This is a genomic window from Nonomuraea sp. NPDC003560, assembly GCF_042878785.1.
Classification (GTDB): Bacteria; Actinomycetota; Actinomycetes; order Streptosporangiales; family Streptosporangiaceae; genus Nonomuraea.
The window spans coordinates 566,393-584,729 of record NZ_JBIAOF010000002.1; the positions used below are offsets into that span (position 1 = coordinate 566,393).

At 73.2% G+C, this 18,337-nt stretch carries 20 protein-coding genes; 16 read left to right on the top strand and 4 right to left on the bottom strand.

The window, feature by feature from the left end; translation table 11 throughout:
* Nucleotides 1–73: 73 nt before the first annotated feature.
* Complete coding sequence (locus tag ACFYUV_RS07985; protein ID WP_387666236.1) at nucleotides 74–940, bottom strand: MHYT domain-containing protein; 867 nt, start codon at nucleotides 938–940, stop codon at nucleotides 74–76.
* A gap of 114 nt (nucleotides 941–1,054) precedes the next feature.
* Here ACFYUV_RS07985 and macS point away from each other — a divergent pair, with 114 nt between their 5' ends.
* The 3 genes from macS (at nucleotide 1,055) to thiI (ending at nucleotide 4,106) form a co-directional block, all read left to right on the top strand.
* Complete coding sequence (gene macS, locus ACFYUV_RS07990) at nucleotides 1,055–2,182, top strand: MacS family sensor histidine kinase (protein WP_387666239.1); 1,128 nt, start codon at nucleotides 1,055–1,057, stop codon at nucleotides 2,180–2,182.
* A 9-nt stretch (nucleotides 2,183–2,191) separates the two neighbouring features.
* Nucleotides 2,192–2,842 carry a response regulator gene (locus tag ACFYUV_RS07995; RefSeq protein ID WP_387666242.1) on the top strand — a complete coding sequence of 217 codons (651 nt, stop codon included), beginning with the start codon at nucleotides 2,192–2,194 and terminating at the stop codon, nucleotides 2,840–2,842.
* Between the two features lie 67 nt (nucleotides 2,843–2,909).
* The gene (gene thiI, locus ACFYUV_RS08000) at nucleotides 2,910–4,106 is read left to right on the top strand and encodes a tRNA uracil 4-sulfurtransferase ThiI (protein WP_358294072.1); all 1,197 of its coding nucleotides are present in this window, start codon (nucleotides 2,910–2,912) and stop codon (nucleotides 4,104–4,106) included.
* Nucleotide 4,107: 1 nt separating this feature from the next.
* Here the strand turns inward: thiI and ACFYUV_RS08005 are convergent, their stop codons facing one another.
* Nucleotides 4,108–4,398 (bottom strand): YiaA/YiaB family inner membrane protein, encoded by a 291-nt coding sequence (locus ACFYUV_RS08005; protein ID WP_352330712.1) that lies wholly within the window; start codon nucleotides 4,396–4,398, stop codon nucleotides 4,108–4,110.
* A 155-nt stretch (nucleotides 4,399–4,553) separates the two neighbouring features.
* On the opposite strand from ACFYUV_RS08005, the gene ACFYUV_RS08010 reads away from it, so the two are divergent.
* From ACFYUV_RS08010 to ACFYUV_RS08020, 3 genes are all read left to right on the top strand, one after another.
* A complete protein-coding gene (locus ACFYUV_RS08010; RefSeq protein ID WP_387666245.1) occupies nucleotides 4,554–5,150 on the top strand; it encodes a molybdopterin-dependent oxidoreductase in 597 nt (198 codons plus the stop codon).
* Between the two features lie 55 nt (nucleotides 5,151–5,205).
* Entirely contained in the window at nucleotides 5,206–6,345 is a 1,140-nt protein-coding gene (locus ACFYUV_RS08015; protein WP_358294069.1) for a histidine kinase, read from the top strand.
* A 66-nt stretch (nucleotides 6,346–6,411) separates the two neighbouring features.
* On the top strand, nucleotides 6,412–7,152 hold the full coding sequence (locus ACFYUV_RS08020) for a LytR/AlgR family response regulator transcription factor (RefSeq protein WP_387647544.1): 741 nt from the start codon (nucleotides 6,412–6,414) through the stop codon (nucleotides 7,150–7,152).
* A gap of 619 nt (nucleotides 7,153–7,771) precedes the next feature.
* On the opposite strand, the gene ACFYUV_RS08025 is transcribed toward ACFYUV_RS08020, so the two are convergent.
* A complete protein-coding gene (locus tag ACFYUV_RS08025; RefSeq protein WP_352326779.1) occupies nucleotides 7,772–8,614 on the bottom strand; it encodes a deoxyribonuclease IV in 843 nt (280 codons plus the stop codon).
* 144 nt (nucleotides 8,615–8,758) lie between these two features.
* Here ACFYUV_RS08025 and uraD point away from each other — a divergent pair, with 144 nt between their 5' ends.
* The 7 genes from uraD to ACFYUV_RS08060 are packed head-to-tail and all read left to right on the top strand — an operon-like array spanning nucleotide 8,759 to nucleotide 13,415.
* The gene (gene uraD, locus ACFYUV_RS08030; RefSeq protein ID WP_387666248.1) at nucleotides 8,759–9,280 is read left to right on the top strand and encodes a 2-oxo-4-hydroxy-4-carboxy-5-ureidoimidazoline decarboxylase; all 522 of its coding nucleotides are present in this window, start codon (nucleotides 8,759–8,761) and stop codon (nucleotides 9,278–9,280) included.
* Nucleotides 9,277–9,576, top strand: a complete 300-nt coding sequence (gene uraH / locus ACFYUV_RS08035) for a hydroxyisourate hydrolase (RefSeq protein WP_364331632.1) — start codon at nucleotides 9,277–9,279, stop codon at nucleotides 9,574–9,576. Before uraD ends, uraH begins: the two co-directional genes overlap by 4 nt.
* Nucleotides 9,577–10,440 (top strand): factor-independent urate hydroxylase, encoded by an 864-nt coding sequence (gene pucL, locus ACFYUV_RS08040; RefSeq protein WP_387666252.1) that lies wholly within the window; start codon nucleotides 9,577–9,579, stop codon nucleotides 10,438–10,440. It abuts the gene before it with no gap.
* Nucleotides 10,441–10,445: 5 nt separating this feature from the next.
* Nucleotides 10,446–11,306, top strand: coding sequence for an FAD binding domain-containing protein (locus ACFYUV_RS08045; RefSeq protein WP_387666254.1), 861 nt, complete (start codon nucleotides 10,446–10,448; stop codon nucleotides 11,304–11,306).
* A complete protein-coding gene (locus tag ACFYUV_RS08050; protein ID WP_387666256.1) occupies nucleotides 11,306–11,776 on the top strand; it encodes a (2Fe-2S)-binding protein in 471 nt (156 codons plus the stop codon). Before ACFYUV_RS08045 ends, ACFYUV_RS08050 begins: the two co-directional genes overlap by 1 nt.
* Nucleotides 11,773–13,155, top strand: coding sequence for an 8-oxoguanine deaminase (locus ACFYUV_RS08055; RefSeq protein WP_387666259.1), 1,383 nt, complete (start codon nucleotides 11,773–11,775; stop codon nucleotides 13,153–13,155). Before ACFYUV_RS08050 ends, ACFYUV_RS08055 begins: the two co-directional genes overlap by 4 nt.
* Nucleotides 13,156–13,202: 47 nt before the next feature.
* On the top strand, nucleotides 13,203–13,415 hold the full coding sequence (locus ACFYUV_RS08060; protein ID WP_357967865.1) for an EF-hand domain-containing protein: 213 nt from the start codon (nucleotides 13,203–13,205) through the stop codon (nucleotides 13,413–13,415).
* 4 nt (nucleotides 13,416–13,419) lie between these two features.
* Here ACFYUV_RS08060 and ACFYUV_RS08065 read toward each other — a convergent pair whose 3' ends face one another.
* A complete protein-coding gene (locus ACFYUV_RS08065) occupies nucleotides 13,420–14,571 on the bottom strand; it encodes a winged helix DNA-binding domain-containing protein (RefSeq protein WP_387666262.1) in 1,152 nt (383 codons plus the stop codon).
* A 362-nt stretch (nucleotides 14,572–14,933) separates the two neighbouring features.
* On the opposite strand from ACFYUV_RS08065, the gene ACFYUV_RS08070 reads away from it, so the two are divergent.
* The 3 genes from ACFYUV_RS08070 to alc are packed head-to-tail and all read left to right on the top strand — an operon-like array spanning nucleotide 14,934 to nucleotide 18,331.
* A complete protein-coding gene (locus ACFYUV_RS08070) occupies nucleotides 14,934–16,076 on the top strand; it encodes a glycerate kinase (protein ID WP_387666265.1) in 1,143 nt (380 codons plus the stop codon).
* Complete coding sequence (gene allB, locus ACFYUV_RS08075; protein WP_387666267.1) at nucleotides 16,073–17,383, top strand: allantoinase AllB; 1,311 nt, start codon at nucleotides 16,073–16,075, stop codon at nucleotides 17,381–17,383. The genes ACFYUV_RS08070 and allB overlap by 4 nt, the downstream gene beginning before the upstream one ends.
* A complete protein-coding gene (gene alc, locus ACFYUV_RS08080; RefSeq protein ID WP_387666270.1) occupies nucleotides 17,384–18,331 on the top strand; it encodes an allantoicase in 948 nt (315 codons plus the stop codon).
* The last annotated feature ends 6 nt before the right edge of the window (nucleotides 18,332–18,337 follow it).

The window sequence follows — 18,337 nt, forward strand, 5'->3', positions numbered from 1 at the left end:
GGCGCGCCGAGGTGATCCACCTCCGGCGCGCCCTCGTCGCGTCCGGCCCCGTCCGGACGCTCGTCGCCGCGGGCTACCTGCGGCGGGTGCGCATCATCTGCTGCTGTTGCGGGCGGGGGGCGGCCTGCGGCGCGGGGTAGGCCAGGCGCTGCTGCTGCTGGGCGGCGCGCCGGCGCAGCTCCAGGCGGGCGACCATCTCGGCGTCCTCGTGCAGTTCCTCCTCCGAGGGCGCGAGGATCACCATGAGCAGCATGGTCAGCGTGATCAGGCTGATCACGGTCATCAGGGGGACGAGGAAGTCGAGGGCGTCCGCGCCGGTGACCATGCCGGGCTCGGCGTCGACGGTGACCCGCATGGCGTACATGCCGGTGTAGTGCATGCCCGAGACGGCCACGCCCATGACCAGCGCCGCGCCGGTGATCCAGACCGGCTTCTTGACCCGCAGCGTGAACCAGAGCGCGGCGGTCGCGGCCACGACGGCGATCACCACGGACCCGGCCACGATCGTGCGGTCGTAGGAGACGTGGGCGCTCATGTTCATCGCGTACATGCCGAGGTAGTGCATGCTGGCCACGCCGAGCCCGGTGAGCAGGCCGCCGCCGAGCAGCGCCAGCGCCCGGCCGCGGCCGTAGGAGACCAGGAACAGCCCGGTGCCGACCACCACCACGGCCACGGCGGCCGAGGCGACGGTGAGCGGCACGTCGTACTTGATCTGCGTGCCCTCCACCGCGAAGCCCATCATCCCGACGAAGTGCATGACCCAGATGCCGGTGCCGCCGATGGAGATGGCCGCGCCGATCAACCAGCGCACCCGCGACGCGCCGCGGCTGGCGTGCGCCTGTGCGGTGAGCCGCAGTCCGAGCATCGAACCCAGGCACGACATCAGGTACGCCAGCAGCGGTGTGAGCGGTCCGTGGGTGAAATGATTAACAGCGGTCATATATCGACATTCCTTGTGATTAGGGGTTGACGGATTGTGTCATCCGGTCTGTCCCTTCCGCATGGATAACGCAACTATCTGTCAACCAGCGTGTCGGAAACATGAGAGGGTCTCATGAGCATCGAGGGGCCCTTCTGGCGCGCGATCGCCGTCTTCCGCGCCGCGTCTTTGCTGTACGCCGCCGTGCTGATGGCCCAGTACCGCGGGTACGAGCAGCCGGTCGCCGGCTGGCTGGTGATCGCCCTGATGGCGTTGTGGACGGCCGGAGCCACGTACGCGTACGCGTCGGAAAGGCTGCGCGGGTGGCCGCTGCTGGCCGTGGACCTGCTGGCGGCGCTGGCCTGCCTGCTGGCGTCCCCGTACGTGGAGGGCGCCCGTCAGGGCGTGGCGGGCACCATGCCCGTGCCCGCCACCTGGGTCGCCGCGCCCGTCCTGGCCTGGGCCGTGTACGGCGGCAGGCGCGCGGGCGCGGTGGCGGCGGCCCTGGTCGCCGCCGCGGACCTGTGGCTGCGCGTGCGCGCCCCGGAGGCGCCCGTGATGATCAACGGCGCGGTCCTGCTGTTCCTGTCAGGAGTGGTTGTCGGACACGTGGCCCGGCTGGCCAAGGAGGCCGAGGAGCGCATGCAGCGCGCGGCCGAGATGGAGGCCGCCCAGCGCGAACGCGACCGGCTGGCCCGCGACCTGCACGACTCCGTCCTGCAGGTGCTGGCCCTGGTCCAGCGGCGCGGCCGGCAGATCGGCGGCGAGGCGGCCGAGCTGGGCCGCCTGGCAGGTGAGCAGGAGGCCGCGCTGCGCGAGCTCATCGCCGCCCGCCCCGCCCCGACCGGCGCCACGGACCTGCGCTCCCTGCTCATGCGGCACGGCTCGCCGCTGGTGACGGTCTCCACCCCGGCCACGCCGCTCGTCCTGCCCACGCCGGCGGCCGAGGGCGTGGCGGCCGCGGTCGGGGCCGCACTGGACAACGTGCGCGAGCACTGCGGCGCGGACGCGCGGGCCTGGGTGTTCGCCGAGTCCTGCGACGACGTGGTCATGGTCACCGTGCGCGACGAGGGCCCCGGCATCCCGGAGGGGCGCCTGGAGCGGGCCGCCGCCGAGGGCCGCCTGGGCGTCGCGCAGTCCATCCGCGGGCGCGTCGCCGACCTGGGCGGGACGGTCGCCGTCGCCTCCACGCCGTCCGGGACCGAGATCGAGATCAGTCTTCCCTGCGGACAGGCGCGGATGGGCGGGGACCGGCCCGGTTAGAGTGACGTCATGGTGCGGGTCATGGTGGTGGACGACCATCCCATGTGGCGCGACGGCGTGGCCAGGGATCTGTCCGAGGCGGGCTACGAGGTCGTGGCCGTGGTGGGGGAGGGGCGGCAGGCGATCAGGGCGGCCGCGGCCGTGCGCCCCCAGGTCGTCGTGCTGGATCTGCGCCTGCCCGACATGTCCGGCGCGGAGGTGGCCGCCGGGCTGGCCGGGGCCGAGCCGGCGCCCAAGGTCCTGGTGTTGTCGGCCAGCGCCGAGCAGGACGACGTGCTGGCGGCCGTCAAGGCGGGCGCGTCCGGCTACCTGGTGAAGTCGGCGAGCCGGGAGGAGTTCCTCGACGCCGTCCGCCGCACCGCCGAGGGCGACGCCGTCTTCACGCCGGGCCTGGCCGGGCTGGTGCTGGGGGAGTACCGGCGGCTGGCCGCGCGCCCCGCCGGACGCGCCGACGACGACGGCCCGAGGCTGACCGAGCGCGAGACGGAGGTGCTCAGGCTGGTCGCCAAGGGCCTGACCTACCGGCAGGTCGCCGACCGCCTGGTGCTCTCCCACCGCACGGTCCAGAACCACGTGCAGAACACGCTGAGCAAGCTCCAGCTGCACAACCGGGTGGAACTGGTCCGATATGCGATCGAGCAGGGCCTCGACGCGGACTAAACTCGATGGGTCGCGGCGTTGCCTTCCTAGCGGCCGCGCCTTCCCCGTCTTCCCCGGAGGTTCCACCATGACGATGTCCGCCCTGGGCGAGCCATGCGTTCTGCTCAAGCTGGGCGAGATCGTTCTCAAGGGCAAGAACCGTGAACTGTTCGAGCGCCGCCTGATCGACAACATCCGCTTCGCGCTCCAGGATCTCGGCCTCAAGACGGACGTCCGCCGGCGCCACGGCGTCGTCGCGATCTTCTTGCCCGAGGGGTCGGACGTCGAGCAGGCCGACGCGGTGGCCCGGCGGGTCGCCGACGTGCCCGGCCTGGTGTGGATCCACCGCGCCTGGCGGGTGGCCAAGGACCCCGACACCGTGCTCAAGGCCGGCCTGGAACTGATCCGCGACCGCGAGGAGGTCGCCCGCGGGGCCCGCTTCGCGGTGCGCTCCCGCCGCCGCGACAAGCGCTTCCCGCTGACCTCCAACGAGCTCGACCGGCTCGTCGGCGGCGCGATCAACGACGAGTACCGGCTGCCCGTCGACCTGAAGAACCCCGAGCTGACCGTCTTCATCGAGGTCGACCGGGACGAGGTGTTCGTCTTCACCGACGGCATCCCGGGCCAGGGCGGCCTGCCGGTCGGCAGCAGCGGCCGGGCGCTGGTGCTCATGTCGGGCGGCATCGACTCGCCGGTGGCGGCCTACCGGATGATGAAGCGCGGCCTGCACGTCGACTTCCTGCACTTCTCCGGCATCCCGTTCACCACCTCCGAGTCGATCTACAAGGCGTACGCGCTGGTCAGGAAGCTCGACAGGTTCCAGGGCAGGTCGCGGCTGTGGGTGGTGCCGTTCGGCAAGGCGCAGCAGTCGATCCGCAACTCGGGCCAGGACCGCCTGGCCGTGATCGCCCAGCGGCGGCTCATGCTGAAGACGGCCGAGGAGGTCGCCCACCGGATCCGCGCCGGCGCGCTGATCACCGGCGACGCGCTCGGCCAGGTCTCCTCCCAGACGCTGGCCAACATCACCGCCCAGGACAACGCGGTCGAGCTGCCGATCCTGCGCCCGCTCGTGGGCTGGGACAAGACCGAGATCATGGCCGAGGCCCGGCGCATCGGCACGCTGGAGATCTCGGAGCTGCCCGACGAGGACTGCTGCTCCCTGCTGGCTCCCAAGCGCGCCGAGACGCGGGCCAAGATCGACGACCTCAAGCAGATCGAGAAGCGGCTCGACGCCGAGGAGCTGTGCGTGCAGCTCGCCGACTCGATCCAGGAGTACACGCTGTAGCTCAGGCCGCGTCGACCTTGAACGGGTCGTGCTCGGCCAGCAGCTTGTCCAGCCTGGCCTGGTCCACGCGGTTGGTCACCTCCGCCAGCTCCTGCCGGTCGCGGACGACCTTGCACAGGTTGACCGTGGAGGTGACCACGTACAGCAGGCCGAGCGCGAGGAACGCCCTGATCCAGCCGGAGGCCGGCAGGTAGATCAGGGCGATCACCACGGACGACACGGAGACGGCGAACGACAGGACCGCCTGGACGTAGAACGCGGCGGTCTGCGTGGGACGGATGGGCTTGCTCATGAGTTCATGGTGATCTCGCAGGCCAGGCCGTCGCATGGGGTTTCGTACTCAAGTTACTAATGAGTACGAAAGGCCCGGCCGCAGCCCCGCCCGCGGGGCGCGGGCGGGCCGATGGCAGGATGGCCCAAGACGCGAGATCGGTGAGGGGAGTGATCGTGGAGGAGTCGCGCCTGCCTCCAGGCCAGTACGTCCCGCGCGGCCGCCCCGTGATCCACTACGGCAGGGTGCCCGCGTTCAAGCCGGACAGCTGGGACTTCCGCGTCTTCGGCGCCACGGCCTCCGGCGAGGAGCACTGCCTGACGTGGGCGGACTTCGAGCTGCTGCCCCGGGACACGCGCATCGCCGACTTCCACTGCGTCACCAAGTTCTCCCTCATGGCCAACGAGTGGCGGGGCGTCACCCCGGCCACGATCATGAAGCTGGCGCCGCCCGATCCCGGCGTGCGCCACGTCATGATCTGGGCCGAGTACGGCTACAGCGCCAACCTCCGCATGTCCGACTTCGCCGCCCCCGACACCCTGTTCGCCACCGAGCTGGACGAGAAGCCGCTCAGCCCCGACCGCGGTTTCCCCGTGCGCATCGTGGTTCCCCACCTGTACGCGTGGAAGAGCGTCAAGTGGGTGCGCGCCGTCGAATACCTCCTGGAGGACCGGCGCGGCTTCTGGGAGGAACGCGGATACCACAACCTGGCAGATCCCTGGCGCGAACAGCGCTACTCCTACCAGGAGGAACCCGGCGAGGGCCCCCCGTAGACTTCACTGCGGGTTTCCACCCGAACGCGACCGGTTATTGGCTACGGTTTGGCGCATGCAGACCACCGCATGCGTGGCGCTCTCCCTCCTGCTCTTCCTCCTCGGCTACGCCTGCGCCAGGACGCGCCGCCCGGCGCTTCCGGAAGGCGGCGGCAAGCACGAGGCCACCTTCACCGCGTTGCACGTCGCGGGGCTGGCCGCGCCCGCCCTGCGCGGCGGGCTCGACCGCGACTCGGCGCGCAAGGCCGTACGCCACCTGCACGCGCTGCTCGGCACCCGCGCCGTCGCGATCACCTCCACCGACGCCGCGCTGGCCTGGAACGGCCCGTGCACCGACGACGTGCTCACCTACGCCCGCACCACCCTGGCCGCCGGGCGGGCGCAGGTGTTCGCCGGGCGGCCGTACGGGGCCGTGGTCGTGCCGCTGACCGTGGACGACACGGTCGTGGGCACGCTGGCGGCCTTCGACGAGGAGGTCAGCGCGGCGCTCGTGCGCGCCGTGACCGAGCTGGGCCGCTGGGTGTCGGGGCAACTGGAGCTGGCCGACCTCGACGCCTCCCGCAGGCGGGCCCTGGAGGCCGAGATGCGCGCCCTTCGTGCCCAGATCTCGCCGCACTTCGTCTACAACGCGCTGACCACGATCGCCTCGTTCGTCCGGACGAACCCCAAGCGCGCCCGCGAGCTGCTGCTCGACTTCGCCGACTTCTCCCGCTACGCCCTGCGCCGGGCCCACGACTTCACCACCCTGGCCGACGAGCTGACCTGCGTCGACCGGTACCTGCTGCTGGAGCGCGCCCGCTTCGGCGACAAGCTGCGCTTCAGCCTTCAGGTCGCGCCCGAGGTGCTGCCGGTCCCGGTGCCGTTCCTGTGCCTGCAACCGCTGGTGGAGAACGCCATCAAGCACGGCATGCGCGGCCGGCGCGGCGGCGGCGAGGTGCGGGTCGTGGTCCGCGACGCCGGCCCCGAGGCCCACATCACCGTCGAGGACGACGGCACCGGCATGGACCCCGAGTGCGCCAGGCGCATGCTCGACGGCGAACCGGCCCGCGAGGGCGGCGGCATCGGCCTGGCCAACGTCGACCTGCGCATGCGCCAGATCTACGGCGACGGCTACGGCCTCGTCGTGGAGACCGCGCTCGGCGCCGGCACCCGGGTGCGGCTGCGCGTCCCGAAGACGCAATTTACCTCATTGTAGTCAATCCCTTACGCTGAGCTGGCGTGTCGCTTGTGACCTCTGCTTTCATACGGCAGCGTGGAGCCCATGCTGAGGGTCCTGGCGGTCGACGACGAGCTGCCCGCTCTTGAGGAGCTCGCCTACCTGCTGCGCCAGGACACGAGAATCGAACACGTCGCGACCGCGGCCGACGGCGTCACCGCGCTGCAGGACATGGTGCAGATGATCGGCGGCGGCGAGCGGCTCGATGCGATCTTCCTCGACATCCGGATGCCGGGCCTCGACGGGCTCGACCTCGCTCGGCTGGTCGGCGGCTTCCCCAGCCCGCCCAAGCTGGTGTTCGTCACGGCGCACGAGGAGTGCGCGGTGCAGGCGTTCGAGCTGGAGGCCGTCGACTACCTGCTCAAACCGGTCCGGGCCGAGCGCCTGGCGGAGGCGGTCAGGCGGCTGGAGGCGGCCTCCGCGCCGCTCGCCGAGCCGAGCCAGGACGACGTGATCCCGGTCGAGCTGGGCGGGCGCACCAGGTTCGTGCCGCAGCAGGCCATCTGGTTCGCCGAGGCCAAGGGCGACTACGTGCGGCTGCACACCGGCGACGGCAGCTACCTCGTCCGCATGTCGCTGGCCGCGCTCGAACGCCGCTGGTCGGAGGCGGGGTTCATCCGCGTCCACCGCAGCACCCTGGTCTCGGCACGGCACGTCAGCGAGCTGCGCTTCGAGGGCGGCCGGGTCACGCTCACCGTCGGCACGGAGACGTTGCAGGTCAGCCGGCGGCACAGCCGTCAGGTGCGCGAACAGCTCGTCCGCCAGCATCGCGGCGTCTTCTCCTGACCGCCGGCCCGCGGGGGCTGGTGCTGATGGGTGGGCGTGAAGCTGGGCGTGTCCTTCGGGCGCCGGGCGGGCGCCGGGCCCCGGCCGCCGGGCGGTCTGCCGCCGCGATGGTAAAAGATTTCCCAGGTCACGTCGGGGGCGGGCCCTTGGCGCCGGTTCCTGCGATGCCCTCCAGGGGGCTGCCGATCGCTGGGAGGACCCATGAACCAGCCGTTCGTCGCTCGCCGGTGACCGCTCGCCGCCCCGCCACCCTCCGTATGTCGATGACTACAGACCGTTCAGCGAGCTGGCCGTGAACAGGGTTTCGCCCACAAGATCGCGACCGTAGTGTTTCGGCATCGGAAGCCACCCGGCGCATCGGGGGGGACGGGCCGCAAGGCCCAAGCAAGGGCCTGATGCGTCGGCTTCACCGGTGACCCACCAGGTCACCACGGCTGTCGGGCCTTTGACCGGGGGGTAGGGCCCGCCTGCCGATCAGGTGAGGGGGCGCCTGCGGAGGCCACGGACCCCGGCCCCGCGATCCGGCCTTCGGGGGCGGCCGGATCGTGCGAGCAGGCGCCCCTATCACGATTGCCGACCTGGACGGGCTCTCATCCCCGTCACCGGGGATCGCGCCGGGTCAGCCCTCGTCGCGGAGCTTCTTCAGCAGCTCGATGTCCTCGCGGTGCTTGTCGGCCTTGCCGGGCGTCTCGATGCAGATCGGCACGCCCGCCACCGCCGGATGCCGCATGATCTCGGCGAACGGCTGCGCGCCGATGTGGCCCGCGCCGATGTTCTCGTGCCGGTCCTTCTTGGCCCCGCACACGTCTTTGCTGTCGTTGGCGTGGATGAGCTTGAGCCGGCCGGGCGCGATGGCGTGCAGGGCGTCGAACGTCTCCCGCACCCCGCCCTCGGCGGCCAGGTCGTGGCCGGCGGCGAAGGCGTGGCAGGTGTCGAGGCAGACGCAGGCCCGCGGGTGCCAGTCGAGCGCGGCGAGATAGGGCTCCAGGTCCTGGACGGTCGCGCAGAGCATCGCGCCCTGGCCCGCCATGGGCTCCAGCAGCAGGTCGGGGCCGCCCTCGGGGATCTCGTCGAGCAGCGGCAGCAGGGTCTCGCGGATCTGCCGCAGCGCGTCGTCGCGGGACTGGGTGACGGCCGAGCCGGTGTGGACCACGACGCCCTTGGCGCCGGTCTCGACCCCGCGCCGCAGCCCGTGGCGGACGACGGCGATGGAGTTGGCCAGCGTCTCGGGGTTGGGCGAGCCGAAGTTCACCAGGTACGGCACGTGGATGAACGCGGTGACGCCGGACTCGGCCAGCTTGGCGTCCTCGGCGGGCTTGCCGTCGTTGAGCGCCCAGCCGCGCGGGTTGGTGACGAACACCTGGACCATCTCGGCGCCGATCTCGGCCATGTACTTCAGGCCGCCGGTCGCCAGGCCGCCGGTGACGGACACGTGCCCGCCGATCAGGGATGTCAAGGTCATGATGGCTCCAGTGTAGGCGCAGCTCAGGGGCGTCCCGGCCGGGGCCGGGTTGGAGCATGACACGAAAAGTCCTGGCCATCCCGTTGCGTACTTGGGAGTTCTCACGGATGGACCGGGAACCAGGCCCGTGTGTGTACTGCTGACATGTCCAACTCCCTGGCCGGGTTCAACCGGCGGCCGCGCGCGGAGGCGGAGGCGGAGCTGCTGGCCTGCTGCGCCTCCCGCGCGTTCGCCGCGGCGGTGGCCGCCCGCAGGCCCTACGCCGCCCGCGAACGGCTCGCCGAGGCCGCCGAGACGGCGGTGCGCGAGCTGACGTGGCCCGACGTGCTGGAGGCGCTGGCGGCCCACCCGCGCATCGGGGAACGCCCGTCCGGGGACGGCCGGGAGTCGCGCTGGTCACGCCAGGAGCAGGCGGGCGCGCACCCGGACGCGCCGGGGGCCGAGGAGCTGCGGGCCGCGCTGGCCGCGGGCAACCGCGCGTACGAGGAGCGGTTCGGGTACGTCTACCTGGTCTGCGCCACCGGCCTGAGCGGGGCCGAGCTGCTGGCCCGGCTGCGCGCCCGGCTGGACAACGACGAGGAGACCGAGCGCGGGGTCGTCCGCGAGGAACTGGTGAAGATCACCCGGCTTCGGCTGGGGAAGCTCATGGAAGGGGAGGGGAGATGAGCTTCTCGACGCACGTCCTGGACGCGGTCTCGGGCCGCCCGGCCGCCGGGGTGGGGGTCCGGCTGGAGCACGAGGGCCGCGTGCTGGCCCGGGGCAGCACCGACGACGACGGCCGGATCAAGGGCTGGGACACCGAGGAGGGCGTGCACCGCGTCGTCTTCGACACCGGCGCCTACCTGGCCGACACCTTCTACCCCGAGGTCGTCATCGCCTTCACCGTCACCGACGCCGCCGCGCACCACCACGTGCCGCTGCTGCTCAGCCCGTACGCCTACTCCACCTACCGAGGGAGCTAGATGACCGTCAAGCTGGGCCCCAACCGTTACGGCAAGGCGGAGACCAGGCTGGTCCACGTGGTCAGGGAGGGGGCCGTCCACCACCTCAAGGACATCAACGTCAGCACCGCGCTGTCGGGCGACATGGAGGAGGTGCACAGGAACGGCAGCAACGCCGCCGTCCTGCCCACCGACACGCAGAAGAACACCGCCTACGCCTTCGCCAGGAAGCACGGCGTCGGCGAGATCGAGGACTTCGCCCTCTTACTGGCCCGCCACTACGTCTCCGCGCACCCGTCCATCCATCACGCGCGGGTGGAGATCGAGGAGTACGCCTGGAACCGCATCCCCGGCGAGTCGCGGCACTCCTTCGTGCGCGACGGCGGCGAGGTGCGCACCTGCGTCGTCCACCACGACAGGGACGGCCGCACCACCGTCGTGTCCGGCCTGACGGACCTGGTCGTGCTGAACTCGACCGGCTCGGAGTTCCACGGCTACCTCGTGGACGAGTACACCACCCTCCAGCCGACGACCGACCGCGTCCTGGCCACCGCGGTCACCGCCCGCTGGCGGCACGCCGGGACGGGCGAGCGGCCGCCGTACGCGCAGGTGCGCGCCTGCCTGCTGGACGCCTTCGCGCAGACGCACAGCCTGTCGTTGCAGCAGACCCTCTACGCGATGGGCGAGCGGGTGCTGACGACCTGCCCGCAGGTCTGCGAGGTCCGGCTGACGCTGCCGAACAAGCACCACTTCCTGGTCGACCTGTCGCCGTTCGGCCTGGACAACGAGAATGAGGTCTTCTACGCCGCCGACCGTCCCTACGGGCTGATCGAGGGCAGTGTGCTGCGTGAGGACGCACCCGACGCGGGATTCGCCTGGGAGTGAGGACGATGGACTTCTTGCGGCCCACCACGTGGGCGCAGGCGCTGGCCGCTAAGGCGGACCGGCCCGGAGCGCTGCCCGTCCAGGGCGGCACCGACGTGATGGTCGAGATCAACTTCGACGTGCGCAGGCCGGACGCGCTGCTCGACCTCAACCAGGTGGCCGAGCTGCGCGAATGGGGCATGACCGAGGGGGTCTGCCGGATCGGGGCCGGGGTCACGTACGCCACGGTCGTCGACGAGCTGGGCGGCGTGCTGCCGGGGCTCGCGCAGGCCGCGCGCACGGTCGGCTCGCCGCAGATCCGCAACCGCGGCACGGTCGCCGGCAACCTCGGCGCGGCCTCGCCCGCGGGCGACAGCCATCCGCCGCTGCTGGCGGCGGGCGCGGTCGTCGAGGTCGAGTCGCGCGAGCGCGGCACCCGGCTGATCCCCGCGGCCGAGTTCTACCTCGGGGTCAAGCGCAACGCCCTGGAGCCGGACGAGCTGATCAGGGCCGTGCGCGTCGAACCCGCCCAGGGACCCCAGTACTTCTCCAAGGTCGGCACGCGCAACGCCATGGTGATCGCGGTGTGCTCGTTCGCGGTCGCGCTGCACCCCGGCGAGCGGCGGGTCGGCACCGGGATCGGCTCGGCCGCGCCCACGCCGCGCCGCGCCCTGGAGGCGGAGGACCTGCTGGCCCGGGAGCTGGACTGGCACGCCCCGCTCGACCCCGCGCTGCTGGCCCGCTTCGGCGAGCTGTGCGCGCGGGCCGCCGCGCCGATCGACGACGTGCGCGGCACCGCCGCCTACCGGGTGCACGCGGTCGGCGTGATGGCCCGGCGCACGCTCACCTGGGCCTGGAACGACCACCTCGCGAGAAGGGCCGCCTGATGCGCCTGAACGTCACCGTCAACGGCCGCGCCCACAGCGTGGACGACGTCTGGGAGGGGGAGAGCCTGCTGTACGTGCTGCGCGAGCGGATCGGGCTCCCCGGCTCCAAGAACGCCTGCGAGCAGGGCGAGTGCGGCTCGTGCACGGTCTACCTCGACGGGCTGCCGGTCTGCTCGTGCCTGGTCGCCGCCGGGCAGGCCGAGGGGCGGCGGGTGCGCACGGTCGAGGGGCTGACCGCGGGCGACCGGCTCGACCCGGTGCAGGAGGCGTTCGCCGAGTGCGGGGCCGTGCAGTGCGGGTTCTGCACCCCGGGGCTCGTCGTACAGGCCCATGACCTGCTCGAACGCGTGCCCCGGCCGTCCGACGCGGAGATCCGTGAGGCGCTGGCGGGCAACCTGTGCCGCTGCACCGGCTACGAGAAGATCCTCGACGCGGTCCGGCTGGCCGCCGCGCGGAAGGCGTCCCGATGACCCTGCTGATCGAGAACGTGCACATCGCGCCCGTCGTCGGCCCCGAGATCCCGTCCGGCCACCTCGTCGTCGAGGGCGACCGGATCGCCGCGCTCGGCCCCGGCCCCGCGCCCGCCACCCCCGGCGCCCGGCGCGTGGACGGCTCCGGCTGCCTGGCCACCCCCGGCCTGGTCAACACCCACCACCACCTCTACCAGTGGGCCTCCCAGGGGCTGGCCCAGGACGCCACCCTGTTCGAGTGGCTGGTGGCGCTCTACGACGTGTGGGCCGCCATGGACGCCGAGGTCGTCAGGGGCGCGGCCACGGCCGGGCTCGGCTGGCTGGCGCTGTCCGGCTGCACCACCTCCAGCGACCACCACTACGTCTTCCCCAAGGGCCGTGGCGACCTGCTCGCGGCCGAGGTCGAGGCGGCGCGGGAGATCGGCCTGCGCTTCCACCCGGCGCGCGGCTCGATGGACCTGGGCCGCTCGCAGGGCGGGCTGCCGCCGGACGAGGTGGTCGAGCAGCTCGACGACGTGCTGGCCGCGACGGCCGAGGCGGTGGACGCCCACCACGACCCGTCGCCGTCCTCGATGGTGCGGGTCGCGGTCGCGCCGTGCTCGCCGTTCTCGGCCGGCGCCGAGCTGATGACCCAGTCGGCGGCCCTGGCCAGGGCCAAGGGCGTCCGCCTGCACACCCATCTGGCCGAGACGCTCGACGAGGACGAGCACTGCGTCGAGCGGTTCGGCCTGCGTCCGGTCGACTACATGGACAAGCTCGGCTGGCTGGGGCCCGACGTGTGGCTCGCGCACGCCGTGCACCTCAGCGACGCCGACATCGCCAAGCTCGCCCGCACCGGCACGGGCGCGGCCCACTGCCCCTCCTCCAACGGCCGCCTCGGCTCCGGGATCGCCCGCGTGTCGGAGATGCTGCGCCGGGGCGTGAACGTCGGGCTCGGCGTGGACGGCAGCGCCTCAGCCGAGCTGACCTCACTGGCCGGGGAGATGCGGCAGGCCCTGCTGTTCCAGCGGGCCAGGTACGGCCCCCGCGCGCTGTCGGCCCGCCAGGCGCTGGAGCTGGCCACCCTGGGCGGGGCGCGCAACCTGGGCCGCGAGGCCGAGCTCGGCTCGCTGGAGCCGGGCAAGCTGGCCGACGTCGTCCTGTGGCGGACCGGCGGGCCCTTCACCGCCGCCGTGGTCGACCCGGTGTGCGCGCTGGTGTTCGGGCCCCCGCCGCCGGTGGCCCGCGTCCTGGTCGGCGGCCGGACCGTGGTCGAGGACGGCGAGCTGCGGACGACGTCCCACGACGCGGCCGGACGGGCGGGCGCCGAGGCCCACCGCAGGCTGATGCGGCTGGCGGCCGAGCGCGGGCACTCGGCGGGCAGGGAGGTCCAGCACTAGGGTGGTGAATGTCCGGAACGTGGCATTCAGTACCGAAAGGCGGTCCCGTGTCGGCAGAACTCCCCGGTGAGCGGCTGGCGCAGCTCAAGAGCACCTTCGCCGAGATCGACACCGACGGCGACGGCTTCGTCAGCGAGGCCGAGCTGAAGCGGCACTTCCCCGACCTGCCCGCCGAGGCCCTCGGCGCGCTGAGCCAGGAGGCCGACTCCGACCAGGACGGGCGCTACTCGCTGGAGGAGTTCATCCGCGTCGTCTCCTGACGTCCTACTCCGCCAGCGCGCGCTCCAGGGGCGTGCGGAAGCGGGGCGTGATCCGCACGCCGCCGAGCCAGGAGGCCAGACCGGCGATCTCGGCCTCCACGGCGGCCACGGCGTCGGAGCCCAGGTCGGTGAGCGCCCGCCACACGATCTCGCCGCCGGGCCGCTGCCCCCAGCCGCCGACGACCCGCCCGTCCCACCACACGGTCGGGCCGACGTTGCCGCTGCGGTCGAACAGCTCGGCCCGGTGCTCCTTCGGCAGGTACCAGTCGCGGCCCTGCCAGCCCATCGGCGTCGGGTCCAGGGCGGGCAGCAGCGCCGCCCACGGCTCCGGCTCGGGCGTCTCGTCCAGATCGCCGGGCAGGACGTATCCCGTGCCCTCGTCCAGTTCGACCTCGAGCGCGCCGACGGCGGCCAGCGCGGCGCGCACCTCGCGCAGCGTCCAGCCGGTCCACCACTTGACGTCGGCCTCCGTGCCGGGGCCGAACGCGGCCAGCCAGCGGCGCACCAGCTCGGCCTGGGCCTGCGGGACCGTGGTCGCGTCCATGGGCGGGGCGACGGCCCACAGGTGCTGCGTGCTCGTCCACGAGCCGGACGGGCGGCCCTGGCGGACGAGCCGGCCCTCCATGCCCATCAGCGTGATCAGCCGCTGCCCGACGCTGTGCACGGCCTCGTACGGCTTGCCCACGGCCACCCGGAACTGCTCGCGCAGCCGTGGCTCCAGCACCCCCAGCCGGGCCGCCGTCGCCGTGCCCTCCGCCGCCAGGACGCGCAGCACCGACGACTCCACGTCGGCCAGCCACACCTCGTCCCAGCCGCCGGCCGCGGCGAGCTCCTTGACCAGCGCCTTGCGCACCCTCGTGGCGACCGCGAGCGTGGAGGAGTGGTGCACGACGGGCACCAGCGCGGCCGGGACCACGAACACGGTGCGGCGCATCCCGTGCATGCGCACCAGCGTGCGGTCCTCGTACAGGGCCCGCTCGACCGGCGCGGTCCCGGGCGCGGTCAGCCGGGCGCCCGCCGACAGGAACACCGTCGCCGGGTCGGTGGCGTGCAGCGCCACCACGGACGCCGTCGCCTCCTCCGGGGTCGCCGCCTTGGCCGCCAGGCTGTGGCGCACGCCCAGCCGGCGCCGCCTCTCCCGCTCAGATATGCGCATCAAACGCCTCCTCCTTACGGGATGTGAGCCTAATTGGAGGATCACACACCTCAGAACCCGCCAGAACGGTTCAGGTTCGTGCTCGCGGCCCATGGGCGGCGGGCGCGGGCGCCTGCTTCACTGAGGGCACCTTCCTTGAGCGCACCCTTCACTGAGCGCACCCTTCACTGAGGGCACCCTTCACTGAGGGCACCCTTCACTGAGGGCACCTTTCACTGAGGGCGCCTACCCTCGGCCGCCGCCGGCCGGGGGGCTGATGTGATGATGAGTCACGCCTTCCTGCCCGCTCGCACCGGGCAGGAAGGCGTGTCCGGCCATTGTTCAGCATCTTGTGGGAGTTCGTAGTGGTAAAGCAGGTTCTGGTGGCACCCGACAAGTTCAAGGGCTCCCTCACCGCCGCCGAGGTCGCGGCCCGGGTGTCGGCGGGGCTCGGGGTGCCCACGGTCGAGCTGCCGGTCGCCGACGGCGGCGACGGCACCGTCGAGGCGGCCGTGGCCTGCGGGTTCGACCGCGTCACCGTGGAGGTCGCCGGGCCCACCGGCGAACGCGTGAGCGCGGCGTACGCCTGGCGGGCGGCCGGCGGCACGCCGACGGCCGTGGTCGAGCTGGCCGAGGCGTCAGGGCTGCGGCGGCTGTCCGCCGGGCCGGCCCCCTTGACCGCCACCTCCTACGGCACCGGAGAGCTGATCGCCGACGCCCTGCGCAGAGGCGCCCGGCGGATCGTGCTCGGGCTCGGCGGCAGCGCGTCCACCGACGGGGGAGCGGGCATGGTCCGGGCGCTGGGCGCCCGCCTGCTGGACGGCGACGGCGCCGAGCTGCCCGACGGCGGCGCCGCGCTGCGCGGGCTGGCCCGCATCGACCTGTCCGGGTTCGCCGACGTCTCCGGGGTGGAGTTCGTGGTGGCGAGCGACGTGGACAACCCCCTGCTCGGCCCGCACGGGGCCGCCGCCGTCTACGGGCCGCAGAAGGGCGCCGGCCCCGAGGACGTCAAGGTGCTGGAGGCGGGCCTGTCCCGGCTGGCCGCCGTCGCGACCCAGACCCACGGCCTGGTCGGCGCCGTCGAGCACGACGACACCCCGCGCGCCATGGGCGTGGCCGGAGCCCCCGGGGCGGGCGCGGCGGGCGGCGTCGGGTTCGCGGCGCTGGCCTTCCTCCACGCCGAGCTGCGGCCCGGCATCGAGTACCTGCTCGACCTGCTCGGCTTCGGCGCGCTCGTCCAGGACGCGCGGCTGGTGATCACCGGCGAGGGCTCGCTCGACGAGCAGTCCCTGCGCGGCAAGGCGCCGATCGGCGTGGCCCAGGCCGCGGCCAGGGCGGGCGTGCCGGTGGTCGCGGTCTGCGGACGGCGCACCCTCGGCGACACCGAGCTCAAGGACGCCGGCATCGAGGCCGCCTACGCCCTGACCGACCTGGAGCCCGACCCGGCCCGGTGCATGGCCGAGGCCGGCCCGCTCCTGGAACGCCTGGCCGCCCGGGTGGCCGCCGAGCATCTGGAGGGCAGATGACCGTTCACGACCTCGTCGTCCGCTCCCGCAGGGTGGTCACGCCCGAGGGGGAGCGGGCCGCGGCCGTGGCCGTACGGGGCGAACGCGTCCAGGCCCTGTACGACTACGCCGAGCCCCTCGACGCCGCCGAGGACATCGACCTGCGCGACCTGCCCCTGCTCCCCGGCCTGGTGGACACGCACGTGCACGTCAACGAGCCGGGCCGGACCCATTGGGAGGGCTTCGCCTCGGCCACCAGGGCGGCCGCCGCGGGCGGCGTGACCACGATCGTGGACATGCCGCTCAACTCCCTGCCGCCGACCGTCAGCGTGGAGGCCCTGGAGGCCAAGCTGCGGGCCGCCCGCGGGCAGTGCCACGTGGACGTGGCGTTCTGGGGCGGCGCGGTCCCCGGCAACCTCAAGGAGCTGCGGCCGCTGCACGAGCGCGGCGTCCGGGGCTTCAAGTGCTTCATGTCCCCGTCGGGCGTCGAGGAGTTCCCGCCGCTCGCCACGGCCGAGCTGCGGGCGGTGCTGACCGAGGTCGCCGGGTTCGGCGGGCTCGTCGTGGTGCACGCCGAGGACCCCGAGCTGCTGGCCGAGCCGGGCGGGCCGACGTACCGGGAGTTCCTGGAGTCGCGGCCGGGAGCCGCCGAGCGCAGCGCGGTCGCGCGGGTCGTCGCGCTGGCCGCCGAGACCGGCGCGCGCGTGCACATCCTGCACGTCTCCAGCGCCGAATGCCTCGACGTGCTGGCGCGGGCCCAGGCCGACGGGGTGGCGGTCACGGCCGAGACCTGCCCCCACTACCTGACGCTGGAGGCCGAGCAGGTGCCCGAGGGGCGCACGGCGTACAAGTGCTGCCCGCCCATCCGCTCGCGGGCCAACCGCGAGCTGCTGTGGGACGGCCTGGCCAGCGGCGTGCTGAGCAGCGTCGTCTCCGACCACTCGCCCTCGCCCGCCGACCTGAAGGTGCCCGACTTCGCCGCCGCCTGGGGCGGTGTCGCCTCCCTCCAGCTCGGCCTGTCCGCGGTCTGGACGGAGGCCGCCCGGCGCGGCCACACCCTCGCCGACGTCGTCCGCTGGATGTCGGCCGCGCCCGCCGAGACGGCCCGGCTCCCCGGCAAGGGCGCGATCCGCCCCGGCGGCGACGCCGACCTGGTCGCCTTCGACCCCGACGCCGACAACCCGGTGGACGCCGCCCGCCTGCACCACCGCAACCCCGTCACCCCCTACCACGGCCGCGTGCTCAAGGGCGCGGTGCTGACCACCTGGCTGCGCGGCCGTCCCGTGGACGGCGAGCCGCACGGCCGCCTCATCCTCGGGGAGCAGTAGATGCCCGGCTTCACCGCCCTGCCCGACCTGGCCCTGCGCACCCTCGGCGGCGCGGTCGTGGCGGCCAGCGACGAGTCCTTCGCCGAGAAGGAGAGCCTGATCAGGCCGGGCCGCCCCGGCTTCCGCGCCGAGACGTTCGGCAACAAGGGCCAGGTCTACGACGGCTGGGAGACCCGCCGCCGCCGCACCCCCGGCCACGACTGGGCGCTGGTGCGGCTGGGCCTGCCGGGCGCGATCCGCGGCGTGGTGATCGACACGGCCTGGTTCAAGGGCAACTACCCGCCGTACGCCTCGGTCGAGGCCGCCGCCGTGCCCGGCCATCCCTCGCCCGGCGAGCTGGCCGCCGCCGACTGGACGGAGATCGTCCCGAGGACGGCGCTCAAGGGCGACGCCGAGCACCACGTCGAGGTCACCGGCGACGACACCCGCTACACCCACGTACGCCTGAACATCTACCCCGACGGCGGCATCGCCCGCCTGCGCGTGCACGGCGAGGTACGCCCCGACCTGTCCGTCTACGAGGGGCTGAGCCTCGACCTGGCCGCCCTCCAGAACGGCGGCCTGGTCACCGCCTGCTCCGACGAGTTCTACTCCGCACCGAACAACGTCATCGCCCCCGGCCTGGCCCGCCACCAGGCGGAGGGCTGGGAGACCGCGCGCCGCCGCGGGCCGGGCAACGACTGGCTGCTCATCCGCCTGGCCGGGCCGGGGCTGGTGCGCCTGGCCGAGATCGACACCACGAACCTGATCTTCAACGCCCCCGGCCACGTCGCGCTCACCGGGCTGTCCGGCGGGCGCGAGGTCACGCTGCTGCCGAAGACCCGGCTGCAGCCCGACACCCCCCACCGCTTCCGGCTCGGCCACCCGGAACCGGTCACCCACGTACGGGTCGACATCTACCCCGACGGCGGGCTGGCCAGGGTGCGCCTGCACGGGCACCTGGCCTGACCCGGC